The following is a 13,353-nucleotide window of genomic DNA, read 5'->3' on the forward strand; positions in this document are numbered from 1 at the left end:
GCCTGACGAATCCTGGCCCTGAAGTGCAGAAACAACACTCACCGACATCACCCGACACCACCGTCGTGGCCCACCTGAGGACTCTTAATCAGCGGGTCCGGGGTTCGAGTCCCTGGCGGCGTACTCCGAAGAAGCAGGTAGAGATTCGTCTCTACCTGCTTTTTTGCATTCTGCATACTCATGCTCGTTCTCCGTTTCATCGTTGTGGATCATGGTTTGTGAGCCCGAGACATCCCTGGAAGTTAGGCGGCCTGATCGACGTGGTGGGCCCACGCGGTGGCTTCGCCGTAGGTCGTGCGGGTGGCGAGGCAGCCGTGGAGGATGCCGACGAGCCGGTTGGCGACGTGTCTCAAAGCGGAGTTGTGCGGCACGCCTCGAGCACGTTGGCGGTCGTAGTACGCCCGTGCGCCTGGTGAACTGCGCAGGGCGCACATGGCCTGACGCATCAGCGCATCGATCAGCCGTGTGTTGCGCACGTGGCGGGCGCTGACGGTGGACCTGCAGCCCGACGCGATCGTGACCGGGCTCGTGCCGGCGTAGTTCCTCCGGGCCTTCGCACCGCCATACCGGGCGCGGTCGTCACCGAACTCACCAAGAACTCTGCTGCTCACAATCTCGCCCATGCCAGGCTGTGAGAGGTAGATCGCCGCATCCGGGTGCTGACCAAGACGCTTCACCAACTCGGCCTCGATTGTGCTGATCTGCTCTACGAGCGCCGCGATCACTCCCACCAGAGAACGGACCGTGGTGGCGTAGGCGCGCTGCAAGACGGCGGGCAGGCGCAGCTGCTCCGAACTAAGCCCCGCATGGATTCGCTCGGCGCGCTGGTCGACGAGCCGCTTCCTTCCTACACGCTGCAGCACTGCATGGATCGCCGCTTGGGAGAGCTTGGCCGCAGCGTCTGGATCTGGTGCCCGCTTGAGCAGTTCCAGCACTTCAGCTGCGGCTAGGTCCTCACCGAAAGCTGCCAGCGCCGCAGGGAAGAAGTCCCGCAGCAGCGCCCTCAACCGAGCGACCTGTCGTTGCCGGTCCCAGATCAACGTCTGGTGCATACGTGCGAGGAGCTTGATCGCCTCGGACAGTTCACTGTCGCCCGCCACCTCGCGCAGCTGATGCGAATCCGTGCGCACCATGTCAGCCAACGCGTGCGCGTCCGCGGCATCACTCTTAGCTCCGGACAGCCCGAACCGCTCCCGGAACCGAGCAGCTTGGCGTGGGTTGACCGCGAACACTCGATAACCTGCAGCCACCAGCGCCGTCACCCATGGCCCGCGATCAGTCTCGATCGCGACCAGCACCTGGCCCGGCTCGCCGTCGGTGTGGTCGGCGATCAGGGCGTGCAGTTGATGGACGCCTTCGACGCCTTCAGGCAATCGCGTCGCGCACAGTTTCGTGCCTTCGGCGTTCATGATCTCGATTTCGTGATGACCTTCAGCCCAGTCATCACCGACGAACAACACCTCACATACCTCCGCGCCGTGATGAAAGCGATCAGCGGGAGAGCGCCGGCAGGTACTGGTCCTGTGCTCACACCCAAGCGCCAGGGCAGGCACGACATCCCTCAGCGGTCACTCATCCCCAGTCACCGGCAAGCGCACGCGTCTCGGGAAGGCCTCACAACCGCTTTTGACCAAGTGCTCACCCGCCGGTAACCGTCGCCTCCATGCTGCCGCCTCAAGGCAACGGTCGACAAAACGTCACTCGACCGGGAAGCGGGCCGCCACTTCACTGGGAAGCTGAGCGTGCTGTCAGCGAGCTGCGCCTCCGCCGTATGCGGGTCGACCGCGTTCATGAAGGGCTGCCAACGATATTCCACGTGAATGAACAGCCTCCGAACGGGTGGTTCATCGCTTTGCGTTGTCATGACTGGCACTTTGTCGCCGATGCCCTGTGCATGAGACGGTCGAGAGGACTGGAAACAGGATGACCTGGCCGCGTGAAAGCGTGTTGGGGTCGTTGTCCGAGGCGACGCTGGCTTCCTGGCGGGCCGCTGGGCTGGACCGCCAGTTCCGGCCGCGGCAGGCGCTCGTGAACGAGGCGGAACCGGGCGTCGGCGTGCACCTGTTGCTGGCCGGCTGCGTCAAAGTGGTCGCTCGCTGGGGCCAGGACACGGAGCGGTTGCTGGCCATTCGGAGCGCTGGCGATCTGGTCGGGGAGTTCGCCGCGCTCGACGACGACGTCCACTCGGCCTCCGTTGTAGCGTGCGGCCGGGACAAGGTCCTCACTTGCGAGATCCCCGTTGCGATGTTCCGCGAACTGCTCGCGGCCGACCGCGTTGCGGCGGCCGTCGTGACGGCGGCGGTGACCGGCAAGATGCGGGCCGCCACCCGGCGGCGGGTGGATCTCGGCCTGCCGCCGGTGACCCGGCTCGCGCACGTCGTCCTGGACCTGCTGGAGCAGTTCGGGCGCGAGCTCCGGCCCGGGATCTCCATGATCGGCGTGAGTCTGACCTACGCCGAACTCGGCGCGCTTGCGACGGTGGGCAGGCCGGCCGTCTACCGGATCTTCCGGTCCTGGCGGGAACAACACGTCCTGGAGACGGGGCGACGTCTCGTGGTGACCGATGAGAAACGTCTTCGAGCACTGGCGGCGGCGCCTGTCTACTAAGTCGTCCGGAGACGACGAACACGGCGAGCCCTGCCATGGGCGAAAAGAATTGGGCCATCAGGGCGACGCTAGGGGAGACCAGTGGCGACGAAGGGTGAAGAAGGCCGGGTCAGCAGGGTTCACACGGACTCCGACCTCGTCAAGTACAGCCACCGCAAGTTCGGTGGGCAGAGGATGGCCCAGCAGACGTTCAAAGCAGTGCAGGACCGTGCGGCGGCACACGCCCGGTTGCCCAAGGACGCAGGGTGGACGCAGCAGAAGGGCGATGGCGAGCTCGTGCGCTGGCCTCGCGACACCGAGGCGTTCCACGTCCTGGCGCACTACGTCCCAGCGCTCTACGACGAGCTGATGAGCACAAACCAGTCGCTCGTGCCGGAAGAACAGTTGCGTGTCCGGATGTCCGTGGTGTTCGGGCCATCCGAGATCGGAACGCTCGGTTTGATCGGCGATGCTCCGAACATGGCCGGCCGCCTGGTCGACTCTAAGGAGGTGCGCGAGGCGATCGAAGCCGCTCCGGGCAGTCCGCTCGCGGTGATCATCGATGACAGTGTGTACCGCAACGTCGTCAAGTCGGGCCTGGTGTCGAACCTGGACGCGAGCGAGTACCAGCGGGTCGAGGTCGACATACCGGAGAAGGGATTCCGCGAGGTCGCGTGGATCGTGGTGCCCGGCCGGACGACGGGCTCCTCGACGTCGAAGAAGAGCGTGGTCCCCGGCCTCCCGCGGGAGAAGCGGACCTGGTCCTGGACGTCGTGGAGCACGGTGGTCAAAGGTGCTGTGATCACCGCGGTCGCGACCGTGCTCGCAGGGGTGATCACCGGGACGGCCATGATCATTGCCGCGATCGCGAAGCCACCGATCACCCCCGGCCCTGGGCCTGGGCCGTCGACGTCCTCCAGTGCGCCCGCGACGGTCTCCGTCGCCCCAACAACTCCCACGGCGACCACCTCCTCCGTGCCCGGCACCACCTGGGAGGAGATCGCCGCCAACCGGAACGGCACCCCGACGTTCGCGGACGCGATGGGCAAGTCCAGCACCGCCGGCAAGATCCCGTTCGGCACCAAGGTGCGCGTCTCCTGCGTCGCGCCGAACCTGTCCGGCATGAAGTCGGTGAACGCGTTCTACCGTGTGGAAACCGCGCCGTGGCAGGGGACTTACGCACCTGCCAACACCTTCGCCAACGGCGACGAACTCGGTTCTTCCGGGCAGACCGACGTCGACCCGGCCGTTCCCGCCTGCGGGTGATCCCGTGCGCCGCCCTCTCACCGCCGCCGGAGCCTGCATCGTGATCGTCGCCGTGCCAGTGATATTCCTGGCCGGCGGCGGCGAGGAAGCGACACTGCCCAGCTCACCGACCTCGTCGTCCACCAGTACATCCACGTCGACTCCTCCGTCGTCGAGCACAACCGGCAGTACGTCCTCAGTGGATGCTCCTGCCACGACGACGGTGACCGTCGCGACCGTCGACCCTCCGTCCACCGGCGGGGTCGGCACCGGCCCAGGTCCCACTCGGACGACCACGAAGGCACCTCCTCCCCCACCGGTCACCACCACCACTTCGCCGGTCCGGCGAACGCACGTGGCGCAAGGCGGCAACAGAACGGGCTCACCCACGTTCGCTGACACCAAAGCGCTCACGCCAGGGCCGCGGCCCGTCGACTTCGGCGAACTCGTGGAGGTCGCCTGCAAGGCGTACGACCCGACGGTGAAGTCCGCAAACCCAGACGGCTACTGGTACCTGCTGGCCGGTTCTCCCTGGAACGGCCAGCACTGGGCGGCGGCGAACACCTTCACCAATGGCGACGAACTCGGTGATCCGAACGGCACTCACCACACGGACATGACCATTCCTGATTGCACATGACGACGAGAGGGACTCACTCGATGCGACTCCGGACGGTTGTCAGCGCGGGCGTCGTGCTGACCGCCGCGCTCGCCACGCTCTGGACGGTCAGGGACGGCACCATTCCTCCTCCCCCTGGCGAACCCGTGCCGCTCGCACAAGGCACGATGCAGCCGCTCGTGCAGACCAGCCAGGGGACGGATCTGGCCGCCCTGCGCAGCTGCGACCACGAGACCCCGCCCGGCGACACCACCGGCGGGTGCGGAGTCCTCGACCGGGTGCCGAACGGCAGCGAGGTCACCATGCGGTGCTGGCGGTCGACGATCGCACCGTCCGGCTACCCCTCCGCGAAGTGGTTCTACGTGACCACCGGCAAGGGAAGCTTCAACCCCGGCTGGTCCGGCTGGATCTACTCGGACTTCGTGTGGCCGCAGACCGCAACTCCCCAGTGCGACAACGCGATCCTTGCCGCGCACCCGCTGCCGAAGGTGAAGCCGCTGGTGTTCACGGTCGTCGACGGCTGCACACCAGACGGCAAAGGCGAGCTGACCGCGCGAACCGCGAACTTCACGCCGGGAGGCACCTGGGAGGTCTACGTCAGTCCGTACTTCTCCGACCAGACCGGGACGGTACGCGGTGACGGCACCTTCGAATGGCGAATCCCATGTGCCGGTGAAACCAGTGCGAACGGTCACGAGTGGTCGGTCAAGGACGTCAGAACCGAGCGGAACATCTTCACGCCGAACGGCATATCGATCGTCAAGCAGACACCAGTCACCCAGCCCAAGCCCACTCAGACCACACCCGCTCCGCCCACCGTCACCACCACGACCGGATCTTCACCTCGCCCGCCCGGCACCGAAACCGCGGTCCCGCAACCGCCCACCCCACAACCGCCGGTGCCGCAGCCGCCGGCGAATCGTGTGATCACCGTCTACAACAAGGTGACCAACGGCCCGACCGAGATCCGCGAGGACAAGGCGGCTTACCTCTCCACCGTAACGAAGAACTTCTGCAAGCGGGACGGATGCGCGTTGCCCAGCACCGATGTCGCTACAGGAGCGCGGATCACCGCCGTGTGCCAGACGACCGGCTTGCGCACGACCAACGGCAACGACTCCGATGCCGGCGACAACGCGAACCCGCATCTCTTCGAGTCGGCGCGGTGGTACGGAATCGCCTGGCCGGATGGCCGGTTCGGCTACATCTCGGAGGTGTGGATCGACCCGACGGATCGGGGTGGAGCGGGGTTGCGCGGCTGCTGACGTCGAGCAGCACGATGAACGGCCGCCGGGAATTCTCCGGCGGCCCGCGTTTCCCGTTCAGCGGCTGGGCCGTCTACACAGCTGTGCACACCTTGGCTGCAACCTCGCTCCGAACGACCTCTACCAGCTCACGAGCCCGATCAGCTCCGATCTCCAGTTCCCGACGACGGGCATCTGCCGATATAGGCCGCCGATGCTCGCGCCAATGCCGCGCGTCAGCCCGCCGCGCACGCGAGACATCATCATCTGCCCGCACGGCAGCTGGATCGCGTTGGCCATCAGCCTGCCGCTGCTCGACAGAAGGCGTTGCACGTATCTCGATTCGAGCGAGCGCTTGCAGGACCGTGTGGCCCGCTCTCGGCCCAGCCGATCAACAGCATCCCAGGAGGCAAGCCCACGGCATATGCTCACCAGCCGTTGGGCGCGATCTGTTCGAGCGGTCCAGCTCCAACGAGCAACTCGACGAACATCAGCGAGAGGCCAGCAGCAAGGAGAGAGGGCCGCGACCAGATGACAGAGAAAGCGCTCAGCCAGCTGATCTTCGCCGTCGGCGCACTGCTGGCTTGCTGCCGAAGCTGACGCCCATGCTGTAGTTCAGCCTTGACTGTGCTGCAACGTCCACACGCCGTGGATCGGCCATCTTGCGTTTGGCCCGCTGGTATCTGCTGCCCATCTCCCGCCACCGCCGCTCGAAATGATCGTCCAACGTGGACAGGGAGATGGAGGCCAGCAACGGGGACAGGATCCCGCCCTGCGGTGCCTCGGTCGGTGTCTCCTTCCGAAGCCCGAGTTCGGTCAGCACACCGGACTTCAGGAACGCTTTCACCACAGCGCACACCCGCTTGTCCGTGATTCTCGCCCGCAGACGGTCCATCAGCGCCCGATGCGAGATCTCATCGAAACAGGCCTCGCCGTGCGGGTCCCCAACAGCAAGTCGGCGCCGCCGGTGCAGCTTGCGTTGGTACGAACCTTCGAGATGGGAAGGCAGTTCAGTCAGTCCTAAGTAGACTTACTTGCGTCGACCCTTTCGACGCTTCGACTTTGACCGACTCGCCTCCCGCTGTACAGGCATCGCTTGTGGACTCCTAGTAAGCACGATGTACTTGCGTTCCCTGGGCTGTTCGGGCGTCCGTTCGAACCGCAAGCTGTCGACCAGCCAGTCCGGATGCGTGGCATTGATAGACAACGTGAGGCCCTTACGATCGGCGTAGCGGCAGATGTCTTGCATGAGCTCAACGCCAAGAGTCCGTTCGCCTCTGCTTTGGGTGGTCCTGAGAGCCTCGACGTGCCAGAGGTCTCCGGATCGCATGACGACCGCCAGTGCTAGCGCGGAGGGCCTTGGGAGCCAACAGTAGAACGCGTCTCTGTGCTTCAGCCAGGAGTTGAACGTGTCTCGGCCCCGCAGCCAGAACAGGGCCAATACGAACGGCGCGGACAGACCAAAGCCAACAACGAAGTGTCCACCGAACTCAAGGACGCTGCGCGGCGGCGCTAGCGGCACGATGAACGCACCGAGGACACTCCAGGCAGCGATCACGAGACTCCGGTCGCGCAACAGGCCTCGCACGAACGCCGACCGGAACTCCCGCTTGAACATGCCATCGATCGACGTCCTGACAACGGTAGCGCCGGGCTCTGCGGTAGCCCGTTGATCACGATCGGCGACACCTGGACGATCGGCCCCCGCCAACACCTCAGACTCGTACGTCTTCGTGAGCATCCCGAAGAACTGGGTATGTTGCACGAACCTGACCGCTCCGTGGCCTGGGGTAGTGATCGTTATCCGCCCGATCGAGTCTTCCTCGGCCGTCGAACGTTTGCCACACTTCGCACACTCCCACGACCCAGTGCTGCTTCGCCTAAATGAGACAAGAATCGTCTTTCCGCAGGCCAGGCACCGCAGCAGGCGCGCATCCCGCTTCTGTCTGAAGCTACGTGATTTCTTCGACTCCGCCGCAGGTTCGCCCTGCCCAGCCGAACGGATCGAAAGCCAGACCGCAGCGGCCATCAGCACCCCTACGCCACACCAGACCAGGATTGGGTTGTCACTGATCCACGGCGGCACCATCTGGGTGGCGTAGTTCGTCACGATCGCCAGTAGGGCCAGGACTACCGCAGCAAGCGCGGCTGCGGTCTTGATGAACTTTGGTGGAGTGGGCGTCGTCGACACCGTCAGAAGTATGAGGGTGAGCGCGGGTGAGGGCTGCAAGAGTTACGTCAGTAGAATGAAACCGTTGCTTCGAAGGTCGTCGCCGGCATCAACCAGATCGACGTGGACAAGCACCCGGTGCATGGACTTCCCGCCCACGGTCGACTCGCTAAGGCTGATCGTCTGACCCTTGGGGCACGTCTCGGCCGCGGCCTACCCGCGAGCATGATCGACTCATCAGGGCCGATCGGGTGAACGATGTAACTACGGAACCCGCTCTAGCGAATCGAGAGTTACCACGGCGCCACATCGATGAGGGGGAAGCTTGACGAGCAAGAGGCTAGCGATCATCGCCTTCATCGGAAGCGCATTAGTACTGACAGCCAGTATCGCGACTAGGGCATTAAACCTGCCGATTCCGTGGGCATTGTGGATATCTACTGTCACCCTTGTCGCAACTGGAGCCGCGACCTGGCTGAGTTGGCACAGGAATAGAACACCAGTTTCGGGGGCACGCAATTTTCACCGACTGCACCTCGGCTGGAAATCCTACGTTGCTACTATCGCGATAGCCTTGACCATCATCGCGCTGGCACTGTGGCCGGGACTTGAGGCAGCCGACAAGATCGGCAGCGTAATCGGCGCCTTTTGCGGCGTTGTTGGGATAGGCATATCCACCTACTCGTTAACGCTAGCCCGCCAGCCTCCCCCGGAGGCACCTCCAAATGGTTCACCTAAGCAGTTGATCCAGGATCCGATAATTGAGATCGACAGGTCGACGGCATCAGGCGAAATAACCGTGACGGGCGACCATAATAATGTTGCAGGGCACAACGTAGGCACTGTGGCTCAAGGTGCTCTAACCGCCACGAGCATCGAAGGGAACGTAGTCCAAGCGGGTGTACTCAAAGGGGATGTACATCTACATCCTGCAGCACAGCGCGCTCCGATCCCACGCCAGCTTCCAGCCGCGCCAGCATCATTCGTCGGTCGCCATGAGGAGTTGGCACAGCTGACAGCCGCCCTGGACATTGCAGGCAATTCGACAAATACGGCTATGGTCTCAATAATTGCCGGAACCGGCGGAATCGGAAAGACTTGGCTCACCCTACATTGGGCGCGTCAAAATATTCAACTTTTCCCCGATGGCCAGCTTTTCGTCGACCTGCGCGGGTTCTCCCCAGCCGCCGATCCAATGCCTACCGGAGCAGCGGTGCGCGGTTTTCTAGACGCGTTCGACATTGCCCCAGAACGAATTCCGATCGAGCTTAGCGCCCAAGTCGCACTGTACCGTAGCTGCATTGCGGAAAAGCGTATGCTAATCGTCCTAGATAACGCCCGCGATACGGATCAAATCTCTTCGCTACTACCGGGAACCTCGACGTGTACAGTAATTCTTACCAGTCGCGATCAACTTCCAGGAATGACCACAGCCCATGGCGCTCAGCGCTTGACTTTAGGCGTTCTCGACGAAGATGAAGCGCGTGCCATGCTCGCCGAGCGGATTGGACGTGAGCGGGTAGGTGCCGAGCCTGCTGCGACAGCTGAGCTGCTTGCACGCTGCGCAGGCCTCCCGTTGGCGTTAAGCATCGTCGCTAGTCGGGCTACCACGCACCCTGAATTCTCGCTGGAGGTTCTGGCCGGTGAGCTCCGCGATACCGCAGATAGACTGACAGCCTTTGACCAAGGGGACATCGGAACAAATCTTACGGCCGTACTATCGTGGTCGTACAGCATTTTGCCGATTAAGCAGGCGGAAGTACTGTGCCTAATTAGCTTGGCTCCTGGACCAGATATCAGTCTCTCTGCAGCGGTCAGCCTATCCGGGCTTTCCGCAACCCAGGCCCAATCAATGCTGAGAGCATTGGAGAAAATGTCACTACTCGAACAGCGCAAGCCTGGCCGGTGGCAGATGCACGACCTGGTCCGCCTCTACGCGACCAAGCAAGCAGACACCACCCAGAGCGCAGACCAGCAGAATGTGGCAATGAGGCGACTTGTAGACTTCTACCTCCATACCGCTCACGCTGGCGATCGACTTCTAACACCCGGTCGTCCCTCGATTAACATCAGCGAACCTACTGCGGGGTGCCGCCCTCAACTGCTTGTTGATCAGTCTGCTGCGTTGACATGGTTTGATTCTGAGCACTCCTGTCTGCTCGCAACTCAACGCTCTACGGGCTCCTGGGGTATACCTAGAGCGGGTTGGCAGATGGCCTGGGCGCTCGATTCTTTCCATCGTCGCCGGGGACACGTGCATGATCATCTCACCGCCTGGCAGGTCGGCCTAGCAGCAGCACAACGCGAAGGTGATCCGTCCGCACTTCTCCTCGCCCACCGACTTCTCGGTCAGGTATGGGCACGCCTGGACAGATACACCGAAGCGCTAGATCACTTAACCATGGCTCTTACCCTCGCACAGGAAGCCAAAGATCTACTTGCTCAAGCCAATACGCATAATGCGCTCGCATTGGCTTACGGGCGAAAAGGAGAGGACGAAAAAGCCCTGGAGCACGCCGTTGAAGGCTTGCACCTTTTCCGCACTCTCCATGAACCGGTTCTCGAAGCAGAGCAACTCAATGCCGCTGGATGGTATTTGACCCGGCTTGGCCAGTACGAACAAGCTCGCGCTCATTGCGGCGCAGCTCTTACACTATGTCGGCGCCACAACTATCGCGAGGGCGAAGCAGACACGCTCGACACACTTGGCTACCTGGCTCATCACATGAAACAGTACGATGAAGCCCTGGACTACTACCATCGCGCCCTCACATTGTTCCGCGAACTCAGCTACACCTACTATGAGGCGGATATCTTGGATCGCCTCGGCTCCACCCACTCCGCTCTTGGTGATCACATCCAAGCTAGTCACAACTGGCTACAGGCACTGCAGTTGTATCAAAACCAAGACAGGACGAAGGATGTGGAGCGCATCCAGCATCAACTGGACGATCTCGCCGGATGAAGACATCATCTCACCATTCGGAAGTTCGTCAAATATCTCATTCTACACCGATTCAACATTTCATTGCCCGCCGCGACTGTTCCGGTAGGTGCGAGCCATTCCCACGCCAAGGTCGTTCCTCCGCAAAAGCAAATCGAGTCAGGCACCAGCAGGTGCATCGTCTAGGACATCCGGGAACCGCGCCCTGAAGGTGGCAACAGCACGGTTCCATTCTGTTGCCCTGACTCGAAGACCAAGATCGCTACTAACTCGGTCTTGAAGCTCGTCAAAGATCTCGTCGACGTCACCGTCGGGATCAAGAACGCTCATCTGCACGTTTCCGATAGCACCAACTGCTTCGTCGCGAGTGAGCGGAGGGACAACAAGCGGATACGTGGGCGTGCGGAGTGCCCAGGCGCCGCCGAGTTCCATCAGGCACATCGGCCTCGTCAAGAAGGTCTTCGTAAGCAGCTCGACCACGAGCGCTGACTCTGTCAACGACCGGTGAAGGTACGAACGGACGTCCTCTCCAGACGGGATGCCACTCCCCCGCTGGGACGAGTAGAAGATCCGATCCGCAGGGACGCCACCAAGCCTCAGCGCGTCGTGCAGGAGAGTCGCCAACGCCCGATCCGCGTAAGCATGGCTGATGAACAACTTGTTTGACGCCATGATCGAATCCCCTTGATCAACAGATTCGGTTGACGGATCGCCTGGCTGCCCCAGGAGATGCGTCTGCGCAGCATCCAGCACCTTGGTCAAGTCGCCCCGGACCTTCGAGGCATGAAGCGCTGCGTTGATCCGTGCACGCTTGCTGCTGTACTTGCCGGCGTTGCGGTATGCAGTCCCGAGGCCGTGCGCGTCGAAGAAGCTCTCGCTAAACGAACCCGACCGCGCCTGCAACTCGTCGACCAGCTTCAGGTGCTCCTCGGGAGACCACCTAGACCGCTTAGAACCCGACCTCTCAGAGGGCACTGCACCAGACTAGTCGCACGGATGGGATAAGCCGCTCAACATCACGCACCAGGCTGACTGTGATCAGCTTCGGCCATGCGCTCGCCGCGGGAGCACCGCACCGCACACGTCACGCTCTGCGCCTCAACCCGAGCGAACCCGTCGGAGATCAGGCTTCCATGAGCGTCTTCCTCTGGGACAGGCAGATCAATCCAAACCGGTTGAACCACCCCTGTCCGAAGGTCAACAGGATTTACCTAGGCGACCTCGGCACACACCTTGGCCGCGACTTCACGTCGGATCACTGCGATCAGCTCACGTGCCTGGACAGTGGCGATCTCCAGCTCCTTACGAAGCACATCAGCCGGAATCGGCCGCATGTGCGACGCCCAGTCCCGCGCATCGGCACCCGAGGACTCGATGTCCGCTTCGACGCCGACCGGTACCTCACCGAGATACTGCACCTAGTCACCTCCCACGACCTCTAACCCGGACACGACCAGCCGCCGTGCGCCCGCCGACCCCGCAGGAGCCAGAACACCGTGACCACCCCGCCTGTGACTACCCCTCCGAACGCCATGCCGCTGGCCCGCAACGCCGTCTACCGAGTAGGCCGGTGCTACATGTCGTCCTGGCAAGCCACCGCGCCCGTACTCGACGCGGCAGGCGAACTGCTCCAGGCCTGGTGCGTCACTGCGGACCAGCACGGCGTCGACATGTCCGCCTTCTCCGCCGCCAGCGAGTGGGTTGACCGCCTCGCCGTCATCGCCCTGGAGATGACCTGCCGCAACGCACGCGAACTCCGACCCTCCACACATGAGCAGGCCATCGCGCTGCTCGATGCCGTCGTCATGCGACTGGCCGAGCGCGGCATCGAGACACAGCGGCGCATGCTGCACGTCCCGCTTCCCCGCGCCGACACCGTTCCCGAACAGGGCACGTCCAGGCCGGTCCCGCTCGCGATCACCATCGAACTCGAACACGGCTGGATGCTGGTGACCGACGAGCCCGCCGCCTCCCCGCTCGTCGAGATCGTCGGCCGATGCGATGAGGCCGGCATCGACGCGCTGCTCGACCTCACCCACCTCATCGACGAAGGCGCCTACGGCGACGCCTTCCACCGCTGAACCACGCTTCCGCGCGGGGTCTCGTAAGCCCGTTCAGAACAAAGAATCGACCCGTTCGGGCGCTCCTAGGAGGATTCAGTGAGCGGTGATGCGCGGGCGGCCCGGCACTTGGCCAGGCAGGCTGGAACGGTGAGGCAGGTGTCCGGCCGGGGTTCATGGCGTGCCGTCCTGAGGCGGATCGCCGACGCCGTGCTCGACCGGCCACCGCGATCCCAGGCCGCCTCAGGCTGGTGGGACACAGCCTCGCAGGAGCGGCCCGGCTGGCGCGAGCGTGCTGCCCACCTCAACGCAGACATCGCGTTCTCCGTCGACTACAGGTCCTGCCGCCGCTGCGGACTGGCCTGGGTAGAGCAGCCCTACACCGACCCGCTCTACCAGCGCTGCGGACTTGCCAGGGCAGCGCTCGCGGCCCTGCGCGCCGAACACCCCGACCTGAACTGGCACACCCTCGGCGGCCACCTCAC

General features: G+C 63.3%; 13 protein-coding genes. 7 read left to right on the plus strand and 6 right to left on the minus strand.

All coding sequences use genetic code 11. From position 1 onward, the window contains the following. Nucleotides 1-242 precede the first annotated feature (242 nt). Entirely contained in the window at nucleotides 243-1,460 is a 1,218-nt protein-coding gene (locus ABZX92_RS32435; protein ID WP_355567796.1) for an IS110 family transposase, read from the minus strand. Between the two features lie 463 nt (nucleotides 1,461-1,923). On the opposite strand from ABZX92_RS32435, the gene ABZX92_RS32440 reads away from it, so the two are divergent. The 4 genes from ABZX92_RS32440 to ABZX92_RS32455 all read left to right on the plus strand — a co-directional run bounded on the left by ABZX92_RS32440 (nucleotide 1,924) and on the right by ABZX92_RS32455 (nucleotide 5,715). Further along, complete coding sequence (locus tag ABZX92_RS32440; RefSeq protein ID WP_355567799.1) at nucleotides 1,924-2,607, plus strand: Crp/Fnr family transcriptional regulator; 684 nt, start codon at nucleotides 1,924-1,926, stop codon at nucleotides 2,605-2,607. A gap of 81 nt (nucleotides 2,608-2,688) precedes the next feature. After that, entirely contained in the window at nucleotides 2,689-3,852 is a 1,164-nt protein-coding gene (locus ABZX92_RS32445; RefSeq protein ID WP_355567802.1) for a hypothetical protein, read from the plus strand. A 178-nt stretch (nucleotides 3,853-4,030) separates the two neighbouring features. Further along, the gene (locus ABZX92_RS32450) at nucleotides 4,031-4,471 is read left to right on the plus strand and encodes a hypothetical protein (protein ID WP_355567805.1); all 441 of its coding nucleotides are present in this window, start codon (nucleotides 4,031-4,033) and stop codon (nucleotides 4,469-4,471) included. Between the two features lie 20 nt (nucleotides 4,472-4,491). Then, nucleotides 4,492-5,715, plus strand: coding sequence for a hypothetical protein (locus ABZX92_RS32455; RefSeq protein WP_355567807.1), 1,224 nt, complete (start codon nucleotides 4,492-4,494; stop codon nucleotides 5,713-5,715). 120 nt (nucleotides 5,716-5,835) lie between these two features. Here ABZX92_RS32455 and ABZX92_RS32460 read toward each other — a convergent pair whose 3' ends face one another. The 3 genes from ABZX92_RS32460 to ABZX92_RS32470 form a co-directional block, all read right to left on the minus strand. Further along, nucleotides 5,836-6,027, minus strand: a complete 192-nt coding sequence (locus tag ABZX92_RS32460; RefSeq protein ID WP_355567810.1) for a hypothetical protein — start codon at nucleotides 6,025-6,027, stop codon at nucleotides 5,836-5,838. Between the two features lie 214 nt (nucleotides 6,028-6,241). Continuing rightward, on the minus strand, nucleotides 6,242-6,589 hold the full coding sequence (locus ABZX92_RS32465) for a hypothetical protein (protein WP_355567813.1): 348 nt from the start codon (nucleotides 6,587-6,589) through the stop codon (nucleotides 6,242-6,244). A 135-nt stretch (nucleotides 6,590-6,724) separates the two neighbouring features. Beyond that, on the minus strand, nucleotides 6,725-7,885 hold the full coding sequence (locus tag ABZX92_RS32470) for a hypothetical protein (RefSeq protein ID WP_355567816.1): 1,161 nt from the start codon (nucleotides 7,883-7,885) through the stop codon (nucleotides 6,725-6,727). Between the two features lie 553 nt (nucleotides 7,886-8,438). On the opposite strand from ABZX92_RS32470, the gene ABZX92_RS32475 reads away from it, so the two are divergent. Beyond that, nucleotides 8,439-10,829, plus strand: a complete 2,391-nt coding sequence (locus tag ABZX92_RS32475; RefSeq protein ID WP_355567819.1) for a tetratricopeptide repeat protein — start codon at nucleotides 8,439-8,441, stop codon at nucleotides 10,827-10,829. 138 nt (nucleotides 10,830-10,967) lie between these two features. On the opposite strand, the gene ABZX92_RS32480 is transcribed toward ABZX92_RS32475, so the two are convergent. Both ABZX92_RS32480 and ABZX92_RS32485 read right to left on the minus strand, forming a co-directional pair. Then, nucleotides 10,968-11,783: a toll/interleukin-1 receptor domain-containing protein gene (locus tag ABZX92_RS32480; RefSeq protein WP_355567821.1), complete on the minus strand. Its 816-nt coding sequence runs from the start codon at nucleotides 11,781-11,783 to the stop codon at nucleotides 10,968-10,970. Nucleotides 11,784-12,019: 236 nt separating this feature from the next. Then, entirely contained in the window at nucleotides 12,020-12,226 is a 207-nt protein-coding gene (locus tag ABZX92_RS32485) for a hypothetical protein (RefSeq protein WP_355567823.1), read from the minus strand. Nucleotides 12,227-12,340: 114 nt separating this feature from the next. Between ABZX92_RS32485 and ABZX92_RS32490 the strand changes: the two genes are divergently transcribed. Then, the gene (locus ABZX92_RS32490) at nucleotides 12,341-12,889 is read left to right on the plus strand and encodes a hypothetical protein (RefSeq protein WP_355567825.1); all 549 of its coding nucleotides are present in this window, start codon (nucleotides 12,341-12,343) and stop codon (nucleotides 12,887-12,889) included. Between the two features lie 129 nt (nucleotides 12,890-13,018). Beyond that, nucleotides 13,019-13,353, plus strand: a 335-nt coding sequence (locus tag ABZX92_RS32495) for a hypothetical protein (RefSeq protein WP_355567828.1), incomplete at its 3' end; no start/stop codon positions are given.

It is taken from the genome of Lentzea sp. NPDC006480 (genome assembly GCF_040611995.1).
Lineage (GTDB): Bacteria > Actinomycetota > Actinomycetes > Mycobacteriales > Pseudonocardiaceae > Lentzea.